A 17,924-nucleotide genomic window follows, 5' to 3' on the forward strand; every position below is an offset into this window, starting at 1 on the left:
GGTCATTTATCGGCAGCGAGGTAATAACCAAATCCTGGTCTGGTATGAATCAGCTTATGTTCAAAATTCTTGTCGATTTTTTTTCGTAAAAAATTGATGTAAACTTCGATAGTATTTTGTGTTGTCTGAAATTGATTTTGCCATACCTCTTCAGCGATACGCTGTTTGGACAAGGTCCGTCCATTGGCCTGCGCCAAAATCAGGAGCAACTGAAATTCTTTCTGCGTCAGGCCGATCTCCTCATTGGCCCGAAGCACTCGGGCTTCAGTTGGATAAATAACCAGATCATCGATAACCAATGTTGTGGCGTCGTTGTTATCGTTGTGCTGATGACGGCGCAAAAGTGAGTTGATACGCATCAACAATTCATCCAGGACAAAAGGCTTGACTAGGTAATCATCTGCGGCACGCAGAAAAGCTTCTTTTTTGTCGTCGATATCGTCATAGGCGGAAAGAATGATAATCGGGGTCAGCGCATCATGACTTCTTATTTTCTTGCATATTTCCAAACCATTTATCTTGGGGGACATTGATGTCTAACAGGTAAAAACCATATTTCTTTTGATGCTTTTGGGCCAAAAATTCGATGCCATCAAAAGCCTGGTCACAGGAGAATCCCTGACTCAATAAAAAGGATTTAATTTCTGTAGAAAGAACCTTGTCATCTTCCAATAGCAAAATGTCCACCATAATATCGCATTGTCTTTCTGTAAAAATAAGCAAATTTTGCCATCCTTCATCAAGCGATGCAGTGTAGCTCTTCTTGGGCATACAATTTAGTAACATAAGATTTACACGAAGAAATATGAAACAAAAAGAAATCTAAGTAGATTCAAATCGAAATTATAAATAAATATTATGGAAAGCAGAAGAGAGTTCCTTCGAAAAAGCTTATTATTTTCAGGAGCTGCTGGTATTGCGAGTTTTATGCCAGCCTCAATTCAAAAAGCCTTTGCAATAGATCCGGCACCGGGGAGTAGTTTTCTTGATGCAGAACACATTGTAATCCTGATGCAGGAAAACCGCTCCTTTGACCATACGTTGGGCAGTCTCTCCGGTGTTCGTGGTTTTAATGATCCACGCGCTGTACGGCTACCCAATGGCCTCCCTGTTTGGTATCAAACGGACAAGACGGGGAAAGTATTTGCTCCTTTTCGGTTAAATCTCAAAGAAAGCAAGGTGACTTGGATGGGCTCACTTCCACACAGCAGGGCAAGCCAGGTAGACGCCTACAATCGGGGGAAATACGACCAATGGTTGACCGCGAAGCAATCGGGGAATAAACAGTATGCTACTATGCCCCTTACTTTGGGGTACTTCAACCGAGAAGACTTACCTTTTCATTATGCGCTGGCGGATGCCTTTACCGTGTGTGATCAGAATTTCTGTTCGGGCATGACCAGTACAACACCCAACCGCGCGTTCTTTTGGACAGGTAAGATCACCGAGTTGAAGGACGGTTTGCAGAAGGTTAATATTCGCAATGATGATTTTGGTTATGGTAAAATGACCTGGGAGACCTTTCCTGAGTTGTTGGAAAGGAATGGCATAGATTGGCGTTTTTACCAAAATGAGACAAGTTGTGGTGGTGGATTATCGGGCGAAGAGCGGGCTTGGCTTTCCAACTTTGGCTGTAATGTATTGGAATTCTTTCAGGCGTATCAGGTTAAATTCAAAGATACCTATGTTGACAACCTCAAGGTGCAGTTGCGGGATCTGCCTGGGCAGATTTCTAAACTCGAGGAGCGGTCACCAGAATCGGAGGAACAGGCTGAAAAGATCCGCATTGATATTCGTAAGAAAAGCGACGCATTGGAGCGGGCTGAGGCTGAGCTGAAGGAATTCAATGCCGATAATTACGATAAGCTTTCCGATGTTACCAAATCTTTGCACCAGCGTGCGTTTACAATCAACAGAGAGGACCAGAATTACCGTAAGCTCGAAACTTTGGTGTTTAAGGAGCAGGGGAAAAAAAGGACATTGGAAGTGCCTAAAGGCGATGTGCTCGATCAGTTCCGAAAAGATGTAAATGCAGGAAAATTGCCAGCAGTATCCTGGTTGGCTGGTCCCAAAAACTTCTCGGATCATCCCAGCGCACCTTGGTATGGTGCCTGGTACGTATCAGAAGTACTGGATATTCTGACCAAAAACCCAGAAGTCTGGAGGAAAACCATCTTTATCATCACGTATGATGAGAATGATGGTTATTATGACCATGTAAAACCTTTCCTGGTTCCGGACTTAAAGAAAAAAGATACGGGGGCCTGTTCAGCAGGGATTGATAGTGAGGTGGAAATGGTGCGGCTGGACAACGAACTCAAACAGGGGATTCCGAAGAAACAGGCCCGCGAAGGAGCTGTTGGATTGGGCTTCCGTGTGCCGATGTATATCGCATCACCTTGGTCGCGTGGTGGAAAAGTCTGTTCACAAGTGTTTGACCATACATCTACCTTACAGTTTTTAGCGTACTTCTTTAATCATAAATACAATAAAAATATCCAACTTGACCATATCAGCGCCTGGCGACGAGCGATCTGTGGTGACCTGACAGCCGCCTTTACACCCTTCATTCATGAGAAGGAAAAACTCCCTTTCTTGAAGCGGAATCAATATATCGAAACCATCTATAATGCGCAATTCAAAGATAATCCGAGTGGATTTATCGAAATTACTGACCTGAACCAGGTTAAGCAGGAGGTATGGGCTCCGAAATTTAATCGTATACAGGAAAAGGGAACCCGTAGATCCCCTAGCTTACCTTATGGCCATGATGTGGTCGGCTACGTGGAGAATGGGCAATTCAAATTGATAATGCAGGTGGATACGACCCTATTTGGTAAAAAGACAAGCGGCGTGCCTTTTAATGTGTATAGTCCGCTAAGTTATACAGATGAGGAGGGGCAAATTGAAGCTTATCGAAATTGGAATTTCGCAGTCAAAGCGGGCGATCGGCTCCACTATCAATGGGATCTTAAGAGGTTTGAGGGGCAGGGATATGCTTTTGAATTGCATGGACCAAATGGCTATTATCGACAGTTTGCTGGGCAAAAAGATGCGCCAGCAGTGTGGGTGGCGGTATCTCCAGAACTTAAACCGCTGACCAAAGCGCCTACGGGTAAGTTACAGTTATCGTTGAAAAATTTTGATGCAAAGGCTATTCAAGTGGAGGTCGAAAGCTTGAATTATCAGGATTATAAAACGACAAGAGAAATCAAAGCCGGCGAAGAAATCGTTTTGATTTTAGATATTGCTGCGCAGGGAAATTGGTATGATCTGGCAATTCGGGAATTGGGCAATTCAAGTTTTGGATTACAGCTTGCCGGACGATTAGAGACTGGCGTGGAAACTACAACTGATCCCTTGTTGGCGTAAATTGACGATACAAGCAAGCAAGTAAGCAAGCAAGCAAGCAAGCAAGCAAGCAAGCAAGCAAGCAAGCAAGCAAGCAAGCAAGCAAGCAAGCAAGCAAGCAAGCCTGACTTTGCTAAAGAATTATTTGCAGGACTTTGGAAAGTTTTATAGATATTCCCGTATTGTATAAGTTATATCGGGCAGGATTGTCTAAATGTGCGTATTTACAACCTGAAATAGCGTTGCATGGCTCAATTTGATGTAATGTATTCCTGCATTTATAGGATGATAAATTTGGTTTCTGGAAACTGTGTTTGTATATAATTACGCAGATACCGTTGTGTATCTGTATTGATAATGTTGTCTGCTTCTAAGGGGAATGTGTTGTAAATTAGCGTATGCAGATGAATTCTACGTTTAGCGATGGCTTCTAAGCTTAAAAGCGTGTGATTGATGCTGCCCAATTTTCCAGAGGTAACAAAAAGTAGGGGATAACCCATTTCCTGAATGTAATCTATGATTAAGTAATCTTCAGTGAGCGGTACCATTAAGCCTCCGGCACCTTCGATCAATACCACATCATACAGTTGGCTCAACTGAATTGTTGCTTGTCTGATTTTCTCAAAATCGATGTCACGGTTGTCTATACTTGCTGCTAGATGGGGAGAAGCAGGGTAGCTGAAAATTTCGGGCATAGTCATTTTCTGTTCGTCTTCTTCAGTAAAGGTGATGCCCATAAGTTGGCGATGCAGGATAATATCTTCTGAGATAGCTGTATTTCCGGTTTGTATCAATTTTTGCGTTATTGTGCGTAGACCAGTGGCATTCCATTGCCTTGCGATAAGTCCGGTTGCGTAACTTTTCCCAATCCCTGTATCTATGCCAGAGACAAAATAAATATTGTTTTTCATTTCTATATGTGTTTGTTGCTTACCTAATTATTTGAACAGCTTTTATTTATGAAGCTGTAGCACGGGTCTACTGACCTTCAGGTTGTTCGTGTATGGACTTCTGTATTTAGGCTATGTTCTAGCATCGTTTTACTTCGTATAAAATGATGCAAGTGAATGTTCAAATCATTTTTTGTTGTGTGATCTTCTTTTCTTCGCGATGATATAGACGGGATGATAAGTGAGTGATACCTGCGTTTTCACAGCATAGCGTGCTGTATATACAGTACAATAGGTCTGAAGTTTACCTTTTGTCCAGCTTTGACTTTTTATACCTGTTACTCCAGTTTGTTTTAGATGCCTGAGTACCTGTAATGGGGTATCAAAGTATAGTCTTATCAACTCTTCCGCTGCGAAAAGAATCTCATAGTCCAATGCCAACAGCGCTGCAACAAGGCTTGATTTAGAACTGTAGGTTAACCCCACTTGGGTCGTAGTGCTAATTTCGCGCATATTTTCTTCACCAAAGGTGCTAAATGCCAGTATGCCATCTGCATGGAGCAAAGTATGGCAGCGCGCAAAGAAAGCAGCGGGATTTTCAAACCATTGGATGGTGGAGCAGGAGGTAATAAGATCCAACTGTTTGGGTAGGGGGTAGATTTCGGCGTCTCCACAGATAAAGCTGCATTGGATCGAACGATGCTGCGACCTAACCATAGCCATCACTTGGGTTATCATTTCTAGGCTGATATCATTGAGGAATAGCTGTTTTGGTAAGAGACGCTGAAGCAATAAGCGGGAGAAAATTCCCGTTCCACAACCTATCTCCAAAACCTTTTCTGCTCGTAAAGGGATCGTTCCTTGCAACAGGGTAATCATTTTTTCGGCAACTTGACGTTGCACAATAGCTGCCGACTGATAGGTCGATGCGGCTTTGGAAAAGCGCGATGTGATCCGTTGTTTGTCCATAACTATGCTCATTTTAAATCTCCTGCAAGAGCGCTTTAAATAGTTTTTCAGCATAATGACCTGCATTGAAAAACGTGTGGGGTGTATGTTCCCATGCCCGACGTTGGTTTTCTGGGCTGAATATTCGGTCCTGCCTTCCGATGTAGGCATGATCCCATTGCAGTGCAGTAACGGAACTTTCAGTTACCTGTTTTTCTATTTCGAACAACTCCTTTCGAAGACTTTCGATATTCCGTTTGGGTACGTTAGCAAGAAAATGTTGCAATAGTTCGCCTGAACCACACATCCGTAGCCGGAATTTATAAAGCGTTCCCTCGCTCAAACTGTCTAGGGTTCCTCTGAATAATTGGGTTGGAATGCCCTTCTGGTCGTTAATTGGAAATGGGGTACCATTGATGGCGGAGCAAGTAAGAAGCGGATAACTTTTGCTCTGCAGCCCTGGTACTACTTGGGAGGCGGCCCACACCCCGAAAGACCATGCAAAAACCCGAATTTCGTCATAGCCCTTGAGTAGGCTTTCGTCTATTGCCAAGGAATAGTAGTCATAGGCCACGATGAGGTCCCAGTTGGATGGGGCATATGTTAGGAAAGGCTGCTGATCCATGCCCCAGCCCGCAAAAAATAAAATAAGCTTTTTGTTGGATGGTACAGAATGATTCAGCAGATTCGAATTGCTGAGGTGCGCGACATGGGGCACAGGTATAATTTTTTCGAGTTTCATAAGTTTGCTGCAAGTTGATGGATAAGCGATGTTGTTATATTGGCCGTTAATGAGAGTCGTATTCTCGCGGTTCCTTCCGGTACAGTAGGTGGACGAACGGGGAGTACATAGAATCCGTTCCGCTGCAATTCTTCAGCTTTCAATACCGCAGCCTTGCTATCACCGATAATAAGGGGCAGAATATGACTCTCCGAACGGCAGTCATAGCCTTTTGCAACGATCTGTTTTTTGAGTAAGGCGCTATTTTTTTGTAATTGTCGACGTTGATCCACGAAACTATCCAAGCGTTCCAGAATAAATAAACTCCACATCAGGTTGATTGGCGGGAGAGCTGTTGTAAACATTAGGGTTCGCATTTTATTGACCAGGTAATCCCGAATAGGCTGGCTGCAGACCAGATAACCGCCCAGGGAAGCCAGTGCCTTTCCAAAGGTGCCGGTCAAGAAATCAATTTCAGCTTTGCATCCTTGTTCTTCGGCGCAACCAAGCCCTTTTATGCCGCGCACCCCTATGGCATGAGCCTCATCCACATACAGGAGAATATTGCGGTAGTGATGTTTGAGGCGAACCAAGTAACTGAGGTCTGTGCAGTCGCCATCCATGCTGAAAATGCTTTCGGTGACGATAATAATGCGTTCAAAGCGGGAAGCATACTTTGCTAATAAACCTTCAAGATGTGCATAATCGCCATGACGATACCGAAAATGCTGAGCCGCCGAAAGCCGGATGCCATCAATTAGGCTGGCATGGACCCATTTGTCGGCCAAAATTAGGGTGCGCTTATTACTAATTGCAGGAAGTATTCCCATATTCATGTGGTAACCGCTGTTAAAAACCAGTGCACTTTCGGTACCAAACATATGGCTCAGCTGTGCCTCTAGCTGTGCGTACAGGACATGATTTCCTGTTAGCAAGCGTGAAGATGAAGCACTGAAAATTGCGTTGTCTCTGCTCATCGAACGTAGGAATTCTTCATGTAATGCAGTATCCCTAGCTAGCCCAAGGTAATCGTTTGAGGAGAGGTTATAGCCGCTTTTCTCTTCTTGTTGTATCATATTGCCCTGTTGTGTAATTAGGTGGAGCTCTCGGCTATTTCCTTGTTTTTCGAGTTCTTGAAGCTCATTTGAAATGCTATGCAGGAGATTGTTTTCCATTATTTGATTTCTTTGACGACCCGGAGCAAAGCCTGTGTTAATCTGTTTAGCTCTTCGGTGCTGATAATAAAAGGGGGCATGATATAGACTAGCTTACCAAAAGGCCTTACCCAGACACCTTCTTCAATAAATCGTTGTTGTATGCTGGCCATAGCCACAGTTTTCTTCATTTCAATGACAGCAATGGCACCCAGAACCCGGACATTTTCCACCTGGGGGAAGTGTTTTGCAGGTGCAAGCGATCGTGTCAACTGGGCTTCGATGGATTTAATCTTTGTTTTCCAGTCTGTAGACAATAATAATTTGATTGACGCAAGGGCAACAGCACAGGCCAGGGGATTTGCCATAAAAGTAGGACCGTGCATAAATGTTCCGGGGCTACCATTGGAAATAGTTTCTGCTATGGTCGTGCTGGTAATGACGGCTGATAAAGTCATGTATCCACCTGTCAATGCCTTTCCGATACAGAGGATATCCGGTTCCACTGCTGCATGTTCGCAGGCAAATAACTTACCAGTGCGACCGAATCCGGTTGCAATTTCATCAACAAGAAGCAGGATGTTATTTTCCTTACAAAGTTGAGCTGCTCGGCGTAGGTATTCGGGATGATAAAAGCGCATGCCACCGGCACCCTGAACAATGGGTTCGAGGATCAGACCTGCGAGTTCGTCCTCATGGGTCCTGATCAGTTGTGCCAGTGGTGCAATGTCGTTTTCGTCCCATGTTTCATCGAATCCGATCTGGGGTGCCTCAACAAAATAACGTAGCGGCAAGGTATTGCCAAAAATGCGATGCATTCCTGTTATCGGATCACATACAGACATCGCATTCCAGGTATCGCCATGATAGCCTGAGCGAATGGTGACAAAGTTGGTTTTATTGACCCTGTTTTGTGCCACCCAGTACTGTACGGCCATCTTGAGAGCCGCTTCTACCGCAACGGAACCGGAATCGGTATAAAATATTTTGTTAAGCGACTGTGGTGTGATGTCAATGAGTATTTTACCCAAGGCAATTGCCGGTTCGTGTGTCAATCCGCCAAACATTACATGCGACATGCTGCTGATCTGCCCAGTTACCGCTGCATTTAACACAGGGTGGTTATAACCATGGATGGTACACCACCAGGACGACATGCCATCGATAAGCTGCTGTCCATTTTCCAGTTCGATCATGCAGCCTTCGGCCCGACGGACCTTGTAGGCAGGCAGTGGATTCATGATATTGGTATAAGGATGCCATAAATGGTTTTTGTCGAATTCGTCCGTAGCGTACTGTTGTGTCATGCTGTTATTTTTGATTATAAAAACTGATTTTTTGTCTGTGCTCTACTTCTCCTGTTGTTTGGCTAGGTTGCGTTCAATCTTGTGGTCGGGGCGTGACCACTGTGGCCGCTCGCCGAGTGCATGATATTGGGTTACATCTGTTGCGATCGTGTGGGGTTGGCTTTTCTTTTCAAAGGGTTGTTGGGGTATCAGCCCAAGTATTTTGAACATATCCATATCCTCGTTTACATCCGGGTTGGGCGTTGTGAGTAATTTGTTGCCCGCAAAAATAGAATTGGCACCTGCAAAAAAACATAGCGCCTGTCCCTCGCGGCTCATGTTGCTGCGACCTGCAGAGAGGCGAACCTGAGTCTGCGGTAATAAAATGCGCGCGGTAGCAACCATTCGTACCATTTCCCAGATGGATATCTTTTCCATTGCTTCCATAGGAGTGCCTGTTACCGGGACGAGCGCATTAATCGGAACTGATTCCGGTTGGGGAACAAGCGATGCAAGTGTAATCAGCATATCTGCACGGTGGGCTATGCTTTCGCCCATGCCAATAATGCCGCCACTGCATACCGTAATGTTGGTCTTGCGTACATTTTCGATGGTTTGCAAACGGTCATTATAGCTTCTGGTGGAGATGATTTCTTCATAATAGTCAGCAGAAGAGTCTAGGTTGTGGTTATAGGCATAGAGTCCTGCCTCCGATAGACGTTGTGCTTGATTTTCGGTCAACATACCTAAGGTGCAGCACACCTCCATATCGAGTCTGTTCAGGGTGCGGACCATGTCCAGTACTTGTTCAAACTCAGGGCCATCTTTGACGTTTCGCCATGCGGCACCCATACATATCCGCGAACTGCCATTAGCTTTGGCGGCCAAGGCTTGTGTTTTGACCTGTTCCACGCTCATCAGTCGCTCCGCCTTGACGTTAGTATGGTAACGTGCTGCCTGCGGACAATAAGCACAATCTTCGGGACATCCGCCTGTTTTAATGGAAATCAAGGTGGACACCTGTACTTTATTTGGATCGTGGTAGCTTCGGTGAACTGTCGCTGCTTGATACAATAACTCCATAATCGGTTTGTTATATAAAGCAACAACTTCCGCTTGTGTCCATTTCTTTTTTGAGTCCATATTTCATGTGTTTATCGTTTGTAAATCAGTTGTTTGTTGTATTGTTATTGCCTGTATTTTGAATTTTTGTATGCGTATTTTTCCAGATGAATTGCAAAGATTATAGTTTAAATCTTAATTTTGGTAGTCCGAAATAAACATAATGAGTAGTCCGGTTAGTGTAAATTTTTATTCAATTATTAAGATTGATCGTCGCAAGGAAGATGCTGTTTATATACAGATCGTGTATCAATTTATCAATGCTGTTAAACGGAATTTGCTGGAAGATGGTGATCTTCTTCCGGGAAGCCGAAAGATCGCGACGGAATTGAAGGTGCACCGAAAAACGGTCGTCGCTGCCTTGTCCGAGCTTCAGGAACAAGGCTGGGTGGAGATCCGGCCAAACAGGGGGACTTTTGTTAAGAACCCCGATCGTGTTGCGAACGCAGCTTCATCAATTGGAGCTTTTCGACAACCGCCGGATAAAGCCCCATACCATTTTAGGCGGGAATTGATCCTGGACACGCCCGTGTTTGAGATTCCGGAAAAATATTATTTTACGGATGGTACTCCCGATTACCGTATCATTGAGACCGAAGAGCTGGTCCGTTTTTACGCCGCCATGGTGAAGCGCAAAAAGAAGAGCGATGAATTTCCGGCTACTGCCGATGGAAATCTTTTTTTTAGGGATCAATTGAGCTACTACCTCAACCTGACACGTGGGTTTCACCTCTCGCGAAACTTTTTGCTGCCCATTGCCAGCCGGGAGCAGATATTTTCTATTTTATCGCGCTTATTGATTCAAAGAGGAGATGTGGTGCTGGTGGAAAATCTAAGTTATTTTTTACCGAATATGATCTTTAGCCAAGCCGGAGCCAAACTGAAAACAGTGCCGGTCGATGCGATGGGTATGAATATTGATTATATTGCAGATCAATTTAAACCTGGTGAGATCAGATGTGTATATATCAATACGAAATGCCAATATCCAACCACCGTAAGTCTTTCCGAAGAGAGAAAATTACGGCTGTTACAACTCGCTGAGCAGTATGATTTTATTGTGATCGAAGATGATGTCGATTTTGAGTGTTCATTGGTCAAGGATAAAAGTGAATCTCTTTTTCGTAAAAATGCCGGTCAGCACGTTATTTACATAGGTACTTTTGGTCGTTTTTTGGATCCCGGTTTTCAGATGAATTTTTTGATTGCTCCACAAGATCTCTTGGAAGAAGGGAAAAAATACCTGAATCTTTTTGGTAAACCCAATTTTATGATTGAAAAAACTTTAGGGGAAATTATCCATCAGGGTGATATCTTTCGTTATCAACGGAAGTTTCAAAAAATAGTTACCGAACGAAAGGACTTATTTGCGCAATTGCTGGATAGCCATTTTGGAGATAAGGTCGCTTTTACGGTTCCCGTTTCGGGATTGGCCTTTTGGATTCCATTTAATTCCAGTTTTTCACTGACTGCTTTGCAAGAAAAAGCAAGGGAAAAGGGGCTGTTGTTGCCTAGTAATTGCTTATACCAGAACCGAGCGGTTACAGCCTTACGTTTGGGTTTTGCCCATCTCGATGAGAAAGATATGAGCGACGCAATACATCTCCTACATAGCGCCTATCAGGAACTGTTTGGAACGATGTAGTACTTGTCCCTGTGCTGTGGAGGACGATGAAAGAATGTTAGGATTTGTCTGTCGAGAGGTTTTCGAAAAGTGGTTTTCCACTACCTAAAACAATCGGATGGACAGAGATCCGATAAATATCAACAAGATTTGCCTTTATAAATGTTTTGATGAGGCTTGCGCCTCCATAAAGCCAGATGTCTTTTCCATCCTGTTGCTTTATCACTGAAACTTGTTTCTGTATGTCGTCGCTGATAAAGATGGCCTGCGGATCCTGTTTAAGCTGATGGGAAAAAACAGTCCATAAAATATGCTGTCGATACCCGATAGAAACCGTTGAAGTCCATATCATCATCCATGATATACCAATCGATTTCGCCATTAGGGCCTTCAATAAATCCATCTAGCGTCATGGTTAGATCTAATATAATATAATCTTTCTCATATAGCTACTGTTTGAACATGTGTTTTTAACTATAATCTATCCTATCCTGTGCTTCGGATCTGGGCAGCTTATTGAATTACGGTTGCTTATGTGTTAATAGGAATGAGTTAAATATAGCTAATTTATAAAAAGTAGGCAAACTTTGATTGTGTTTGACCAAGCTCAGAATTAAGAAAAAGAAAAAGCCCGGAAAGGAATCAACCGGGCTTAGAGATTATATAAGGGGAATAATACTTGCTTAAAAAAGTGAAGACCTAGTCTTCATCGGTGATAATATCATCACCATCTAACTCGAAACCTTCACCAAGAAAGGTATACTCTAGTTCGAACAATTCTGAATCTTTAATCATTTTATTTCTTCTTTTTTGATATTCAAATTTATCATCTTTATTTAAGCTTATCGTCAATATAACATGAAGTTTTTGTTAAAGCTGTCGGTTAGATTTTCTTCAGGGCAATATCCAGTTTCTGGGCTTGGATGATCCGACTAAAAAACTCTTTTAGATCAAAATATTCTTCGGGTAGGAACAACGGTTTGTTAAATTGTGTTGCGGACTCAATAAGCAATACATTTGGATCTAAATTACTGACCTTAAAAATATAGCGGGCTGCACGTTCAGGTAAGGCCATACTCACATTTTTTAATTTTGTCTCTGGGGCGTATGTATATCCTTTTGGTAGTTTGATTTCCATATAGCTTTCCTCTTGGATCAAGGAACCAAAATCAATCGGGTAATTCCGTTCGGTCAAATTAAAAGGATTTTTGGTTGTTTTGCTGTCAATGTAAGGATTAAACGCGAGTTGGTCATTTTGTAAGCTAGCAAAATTTTCAATTTCGATTTCAAATTCTTCGGCTAGGGGTTTGTCTAATGAATCCCGATTGGATACCTTAAAGCTGTTGATTTTGAATCGATTATTTTCCTCATCCCATTTTTCGTAAAATTCCTCTTCCGAATTGCTACCCTGTAGACGTTCACGCATTCTAGAGGCCATATAGCCATTCCTAGAAGTAACCCATTTTCCTTTTAAAGTGCCATTTTCCATTAACTCACCAAAGAAGAAATTACTTTGGGAAGATGGAAGTTTTGATTCCAGTTTCACCCAATCAGACTCTCCGGTCAACGGAATCGAACGGCCTTGATAATTGACGCATTTTAGGGGAATGTTGCCAAAGGGTTCATAGGGTGAGGTGGCGTCCAATAGATAGTATTCCTCACCGAGTTTTACCTGGGCGACAACGTGGTTGAATTCTGATATTGCTGGGGCATACAATCCGGCGTAACCATTGTCACGGGTTGACAAGATGATTGGGATAGCCTCTAATTGCGCATAACGTAGTGCATTGACCAATCCGAGATTGATGTCGGCACTGTTGCCAGTTCGTTTTTCAAGCGCATCCTTAATGTTTTTTGCATAAATGGAGTGTTTATTGTTCCATTTGATCCGTTTCTGGAAATAGGCATAAAGACGGGAAGCTTTTGTTATATCGTTATTCGCTCCTTGCAATACGGGCTCGATAAATTCCTTCAGGGTTCCTTTTCTTTTTACCTGACCGCCAAAACTTTCATCGGCAATCAATTTTTCGCGTACATTTTCCCAAGTTAGGGAAAAGTCTTTTGTGGGCCCCATGGGGATACTATACCGTCCAAGCTCAAAAAATATAATTGACCGAAAATTTTTGGAAGATGTCATGTAGTCTTCGCTGTGGAAGGCGGGAACATTCTCCATGGTATAGGTCGTTTTGTCGCCCAGAATTTCACCAACTTCGCTATGTAGTCCGGTGTTATAATTTTCAGTTTTGCGGTCCTTGATCGGTATACCGCCTTTTAAATTGGTTTTATAATGACAGATTTCTGGGATACGTGTGACATATTCACTATATAGTTTGGGAAGTTCCTCCTGAAATTCCCAGGAGTTGAGGTTGAAAATAAAGGGAGATTCTGTTTTATAGCGGTATTCAATAATTGTTCCTTCCTGCACCTGTGGGATCGCAGCCTTAGTCAACGAGATGTTTTCCGAAGAGTTTTCGTTAAAGACATTTGCTTTTGTCATTTCAGTTTCGATCACTTTTTCTCCCTGTAGGTGGTAAGAAGCAGCTTTGATATCAGTGACAACTTCTCGATCATTTCCGCTTTTGTAAAGCGGAATTGTAAAATTTGCATAGTTGTAGCCTCCCTTGTTTAATATTTTAATCCGGACGTGCTTGACAAACTCGACAATGAGGCCAGTATGCGAGGTGTAGTTGACTTGCGCGGAGCCATATTCGCGAATGACAAATGCATTAGCGGCAGTATCCAACTTACTGATATCAATGGCGAAATCTTCTTTTTTTATTTTACCAAATGAAAAATCTTGAGCATGCGCCCAAAAACTGCCGAAAATAAGCAGACTGGTGAAAAAGCCTTTCATAAAAAGTCACTATATGGTTAAGAATTTATAATGCTAATGTATGAAATAATCTTAAATTTTATAAGTTAAAAAAATAAGATTAAGCTGTTGCTGTATAGGATTTACTTGTATATTTTAATAGGTAAAGTCGAAGGTCAGTGTTACATATCTGTTGTCTTCACCTTTCCATTTTGGTCCCGAAAGTAAAATCTCTTTGGCTCGGTTGTCCAAATAGTCATTCGCACGCTGTAAAATATTGATATTGGATGGAAATCCATCTTTATCAATATAGAAATTTAAACGTACGGTACCTTCATATCGACTGTTGGCTGTTTTTTTCTTGACGTAATTGTTAAATGATTTCCAACCCCAAATAGGTTCTGCGCTCTTTATTTTCCGGGAGGACATGGTTGTAACTACCACTTCCTCAAGTGTGGCATTGGATGGTTGTAATTTTACATTCAAGTTTTTGTTTCGGCGCATATTTAATGCAACGGTATTATAACCCACAGCCATAATATCAACCAGTGAGTCCACTGTACTTGGCTGAATGGTTGCCTTCCCTTGTACATCGGTATTTGTGGTCAGCTTACTATTGGGTTGCATAATGGTGACACCCGATATGGGCAGACCTGTTTCTTTATCCCGTACGGTTACCTGCAAGGGAGTTCCGCTCATCTGTGGTGTTAGATTGATTCCAGCTACACGGCCGGCAAGGGTATTGAGCTGGTCGCCTCTGATCATAACATTACTTCCTGTAATACTCTGTTTTGCTTTTGGAGCGTAACCATATACAACTGCACTGTCCATCAATTTTGAGTCGCCAAAGGACCTTTCCGATTGAATACCCCTCTTCATTTCAACTGGGGCTAGTCGCAGAGATGGATCCTTTAGAGATGGGGTCGTCTCCTCCTCTAAACGATTGCGCACAACCGTGGGTTTACTGTTATCTGCCAAGTGAGGACTGTCCTGCTCTTTGCTATTGGGTTGAATATCAGCCGAAGCTACAGTATCATTTTGAGGTGCCGATTTTGATGAGGGGATATCAGTCGGAAGCGCAACATCTGCAGTTCGGTTTGCCTCAGCAGTATTTTTCTCTTGTTGGAAATATAGGATACCAGCACCTAAAACAGCAACTACGGTTGCAGCAATGATCAATCGCCTCCAGTCAAAGACTTTTATTTTTGCTTCTTTTTTTTCTTCGACACGTTGTGCAATACGGACATTGAGTTGGGAAGGAACAGTGCCGTTCTGATCCATTTCTATACCCATAAGAATATCTGCCAACATAGGATCACGCTGGGCCTCACGCTCAATGGCGTACATCTCTTTAGGTGAGAGCTGACCGCTGAGGTATTTTTTTAAGTATGCTATGTCGTAATTACTGTCGCTCATTCCAAGCCTCCATGCAATTTTTTAAATTCCGTTTCCCATTTTGGATATAACTTTTTACTTCATTTAAGCTATATCCTGTCGAGTCGCTGATCTCTTTGTAACATTTTTCTTCCAGAAAAAAGAGTCTGACAGACTGTTGCTGCTTATCGGGTAACTTTTCCAGACAGCCTTCCATGGCTGTCAATTGTTCCTCTTTTTCATCGTGATGTTCATACTGATGCAGATCTTCGGGATATTTCACAAATTCATCCAAAGAAATTTGTGATTTGTTCTTTTGTGACCGTAAGTACATCAAGCAATGGTTTTTGCTCAACACATAGAGCCATCTCGGAAAGTCTTTGATTTCTTGCTTATTAACTTTGTAGATGAGCTCCTCAAAAATATTCATTACAGCATCTTTGCTCAGTTCTGGATCCTGAAGATAGCGTAAGCAGACATAATATACCATTTCGGTATGTCGTTGATAGAGGTTCCCCAATACCTTGAGATCTGTTGTCTCCTGATATTGTTGCAAGAGTTCATGGTCTTGCGTTGAATCCTTTTTTGACGACTTGAATGCGAGCATTTTATTTGTTAAAAATATTTTTTTTTTCTGGTTTATGGAAATTTAATATTTGCCGCATCCCTTGACAAAATTTGAGGATATGAGAACAATACTTTTTTTAATGGGCATGCTGCTATCGATTGGTGGTTATGCTGGCCACAAATATGAGCTGAAAGGGAAAGTGACCGATGCAACGACCAAATTGGCGTTAAGTGGCGTGGTAGTAACGAATCTGCAAACGAACGAACGCAAATCCACCGATCGTGAAGGGAATTATCAAATCCAAGTGGATGCGGAAAACACGACTTTGGAGTTTAGCTATCTAGGCTATATGAAACAGCGTATCCAGGCAAAGGGGAAAACGAGGGTCAATGTAGCTATGGTACAGGATAACCGTACACTGGAAGAAGTGGTAGTTAGGGGGTACGCTCCCCAAGCCAAGACGAGCGTTGTCGGTTCGGCACAGGTGGTCGCAGCATTGTCTGGACAGGCTACGAATTTAAAAGTAAGGAGAATGGTGTATGTACCAAATCAAAATCAGGAATCCTATCAAAAAATCAAAGAAAATAAGTTTATCAATCCACTAAAGGAACCCTTGTCAACATTTGCTGTGGATGTGGATGCCGCCTCATACAGCAATGTCCGTCGGTTTATCGATGCGGGCAGTTTGCCTGATAAAGATGCTGTACGTGTTGAGGAGATGATCAACTATTTTCAGTATCAGGTTGAAGGACCAAAGCATGGCGAACCGGTAAATATCTTGACCGAACTGACCAAGGCACCGTGGAACGATGCCCATCAATTGATGCGGGTGACGTTAAAAGCCAAAGATATCCCGACGGACAAACTCAAAGCCTCTAACTTGGTTTTTTTGATCGATGTCTCAGGATCGATGATGGGGCCTGGACGATTACCTTTGGTGAAATCTTCTCTGAAAATGTTGGTGGATCAGTTGCGTGACATCGACCGTGTCGCTATTGTAACCTATGCAGGTTCGGCCGGAGTGAAATTAGAGAGTACAAGTGGAAGTCAGAAAATGAAAATCAAAACGGCCATAGATGAACTGGAGGCCGGAGGAAGTACGGCCGGCGCTGCAGGAATCAAAAAAGCCTATGAAATTGCCCGCCAAAATTTGATCAAGGGTGGAAACAATCGAATTATTCTGACTAGTGACGGCGATTTCAACGTAGGGGAGAGTAGCGATGAATCCATGGAGGAGTTGATTGGTAAAGAAAGCAAATCGGGGGTTTTTCTGACCGTGCTCGGTTATGGTATGGGGAATTTGAAAGATAGTAAGATGGAGACCTTGGCCGATAAAGGACATGGTAACTATGCTTATATTGATAATATTTCAGAAGCTAGAAAAGCCATGGTCACGGAATTTGGTGGCACCTTATTTACCGTAGCCAAAGATGTCAAGATTCAGGTAGAGTTTAATCCGAATTATGTTCAGGCCTATCGCCTGGTCGGTTATGAAAATCGCCTGCTTGAAGCGGAAGATTTCAACAACGATCAAAAGATGGGCGGCGATATGGGGGTAGGTCATGTCGTTACGGCGCTATATGAAATCGTTCCTGTCGGTGTCAACTCGACAATGGTCGGAACAGTTGATCCGTTGAAATACCAGAGAAATTCGACGAAATACATCGAGGTCAGGGGGAATGGAGAATTGGCGACAGTGAAATTCCGTTACAAAGAGCCTGATGGCGAAAAAAGTAAATTGCAACAACAGGTTGTACAGGCTAAGGTTGCTGATTTGAATAAGGTCAGTGAAGATTTACTTTTTGCGACGGCGGTGGCTGAACTAGGTTTATTACTTCGAGACTCGGATTTTAAACAACAGGCTAATTTTGACAGTTTGATCGCACGCGCTAAAGCAGCCAAGGGGGTGGATAATGAAGGCTATCGCGCTGAATTTATCCGGATGGCTGAAAATGCGCGGGATTTATCGAAAACTAGGCTGTAGCTGATTTTTCCTATTTAGTGCGGTAGAATAAATTGGTGAAGTAAAATAGACGGAAAAAAGGGTTCGGGAAGTTGATCGACAGATTACTGG

The 17,924-nt window shown here is 42.8% G+C and carries 15 protein-coding genes; 3 read left to right on the forward strand and 12 right to left on the reverse strand.

The features are described from left to right. Positions 1-2: 2 nt before the first annotated feature. Together HPC41_RS24145 and HPC41_RS25200 are read right to left on the reverse strand one after the other, a co-directional pair. Complete coding sequence (locus tag HPC41_RS24145; RefSeq protein ID WP_216660869.1) at positions 3-530, reverse strand: response regulator transcription factor; 528 nt, start codon at positions 528-530, stop codon at positions 3-5. Further along, positions 478-771 carry a response regulator gene (locus HPC41_RS25200; protein WP_216660870.1) on the reverse strand — a complete coding sequence of 98 codons (294 nt, stop codon included), beginning with the start codon at positions 769-771 and terminating at the stop codon, positions 478-480. The genes HPC41_RS24145 and HPC41_RS25200 overlap by 53 nt, the downstream gene beginning before the upstream one ends. 87 nt (positions 772-858) lie before the next feature. Between HPC41_RS25200 and HPC41_RS24150 the strand changes: the two genes are divergently transcribed. Then, positions 859-3,372: a phosphocholine-specific phospholipase C gene (locus HPC41_RS24150; RefSeq protein WP_172396649.1), complete on the forward strand. Its 2,514-nt coding sequence runs from the start codon at positions 859-861 to the stop codon at positions 3,370-3,372. Positions 3,373-3,629: 257 nt separating this feature from the next. On the opposite strand, the gene bioD is transcribed toward HPC41_RS24150, so the two are convergent. The 6 genes from bioD to bioB all read right to left on the reverse strand — a co-directional run bounded on the left by bioD (position 3,630) and on the right by bioB (position 9,493). After that, a complete protein-coding gene (bioD, locus tag HPC41_RS24155) occupies positions 3,630-4,262 on the reverse strand; it encodes a dethiobiotin synthase (RefSeq protein ID WP_172396650.1) in 633 nt (210 codons plus the stop codon). Between the two features lie 165 nt (positions 4,263-4,427). Then, entirely contained in the window at positions 4,428-5,222 is a 795-nt protein-coding gene (bioC, locus tag HPC41_RS24160; protein ID WP_216660871.1) for a malonyl-ACP O-methyltransferase BioC, read from the reverse strand. Position 5,223: 1 nt separating this feature from the next. Then, positions 5,224-5,931, reverse strand: a complete 708-nt coding sequence (locus HPC41_RS24165; protein WP_172396651.1) for a DUF452 family protein — start codon at positions 5,929-5,931, stop codon at positions 5,224-5,226. Then, positions 5,928-7,085 (reverse strand): 8-amino-7-oxononanoate synthase, encoded by a 1,158-nt coding sequence (locus HPC41_RS24170; RefSeq protein ID WP_172396652.1) that lies wholly within the window; start codon positions 7,083-7,085, stop codon positions 5,928-5,930. Before HPC41_RS24170 ends, HPC41_RS24165 begins: the two co-directional genes overlap by 4 nt. After that, positions 7,085-8,371, reverse strand: a complete 1,287-nt coding sequence (bioA, locus tag HPC41_RS24175) for an adenosylmethionine--8-amino-7-oxononanoate transaminase (protein WP_172396653.1) — start codon at positions 8,369-8,371, stop codon at positions 7,085-7,087. Before bioA ends, HPC41_RS24170 begins: the two co-directional genes overlap by 1 nt. A gap of 42 nt (positions 8,372-8,413) precedes the next feature. Next, positions 8,414-9,493 (reverse strand): biotin synthase BioB, encoded by a 1,080-nt coding sequence (gene bioB / locus HPC41_RS24180; RefSeq protein WP_172396654.1) that lies wholly within the window; start codon positions 9,491-9,493, stop codon positions 8,414-8,416. 142 nt (positions 9,494-9,635) lie between these two features. Between bioB and HPC41_RS24185 the strand changes: the two genes are divergently transcribed. Next, positions 9,636-11,117: an aminotransferase-like domain-containing protein gene (locus HPC41_RS24185; RefSeq protein ID WP_172396655.1), complete on the forward strand. Its 1,482-nt coding sequence runs from the start codon at positions 9,636-9,638 to the stop codon at positions 11,115-11,117. Between the two features lie 37 nt (positions 11,118-11,154). Here the strand turns inward: HPC41_RS24185 and HPC41_RS24190 are convergent, their stop codons facing one another. The 4 genes from HPC41_RS24190 to HPC41_RS24205 all read right to left on the reverse strand — a co-directional run bounded on the left by HPC41_RS24190 (position 11,155) and on the right by HPC41_RS24205 (position 15,889). After that, complete coding sequence (locus HPC41_RS24190; protein WP_246251034.1) at positions 11,155-11,499, reverse strand: dihydrofolate reductase family protein; 345 nt, start codon at positions 11,497-11,499, stop codon at positions 11,155-11,157. A gap of 480 nt (positions 11,500-11,979) precedes the next feature. Further along, positions 11,980-13,950, reverse strand: a complete 1,971-nt coding sequence (locus HPC41_RS24195) for a DUF3857 domain-containing protein (protein WP_172396656.1) — start codon at positions 13,948-13,950, stop codon at positions 11,980-11,982. 114 nt (positions 13,951-14,064) lie between these two features. Then, positions 14,065-15,324, reverse strand: a complete 1,260-nt coding sequence (locus tag HPC41_RS24200) for an energy transducer TonB family protein (RefSeq protein WP_172396657.1) — start codon at positions 15,322-15,324, stop codon at positions 14,065-14,067. After that, positions 15,311-15,889: an RNA polymerase sigma factor gene (locus tag HPC41_RS24205; protein WP_172396658.1), complete on the reverse strand. Its 579-nt coding sequence runs from the start codon at positions 15,887-15,889 to the stop codon at positions 15,311-15,313. Before HPC41_RS24205 ends, HPC41_RS24200 begins: the two co-directional genes overlap by 14 nt. A gap of 79 nt (positions 15,890-15,968) precedes the next feature. Between HPC41_RS24205 and HPC41_RS24210 the strand changes: the two genes are divergently transcribed. Beyond that, positions 15,969-17,834 (forward strand): vWA domain-containing protein, encoded by a 1,866-nt coding sequence (locus HPC41_RS24210; protein WP_246251036.1) that lies wholly within the window; start codon positions 15,969-15,971, stop codon positions 17,832-17,834. Positions 17,835-17,924: the final 90 nt, after the last annotated feature.

This window comes from Sphingobacterium prati, from assembly GCF_013167215.1.
GTDB classification, from domain to species: Bacteria; Bacteroidota; Bacteroidia; order Sphingobacteriales; family Sphingobacteriaceae; genus Sphingobacterium; species Sphingobacterium prati.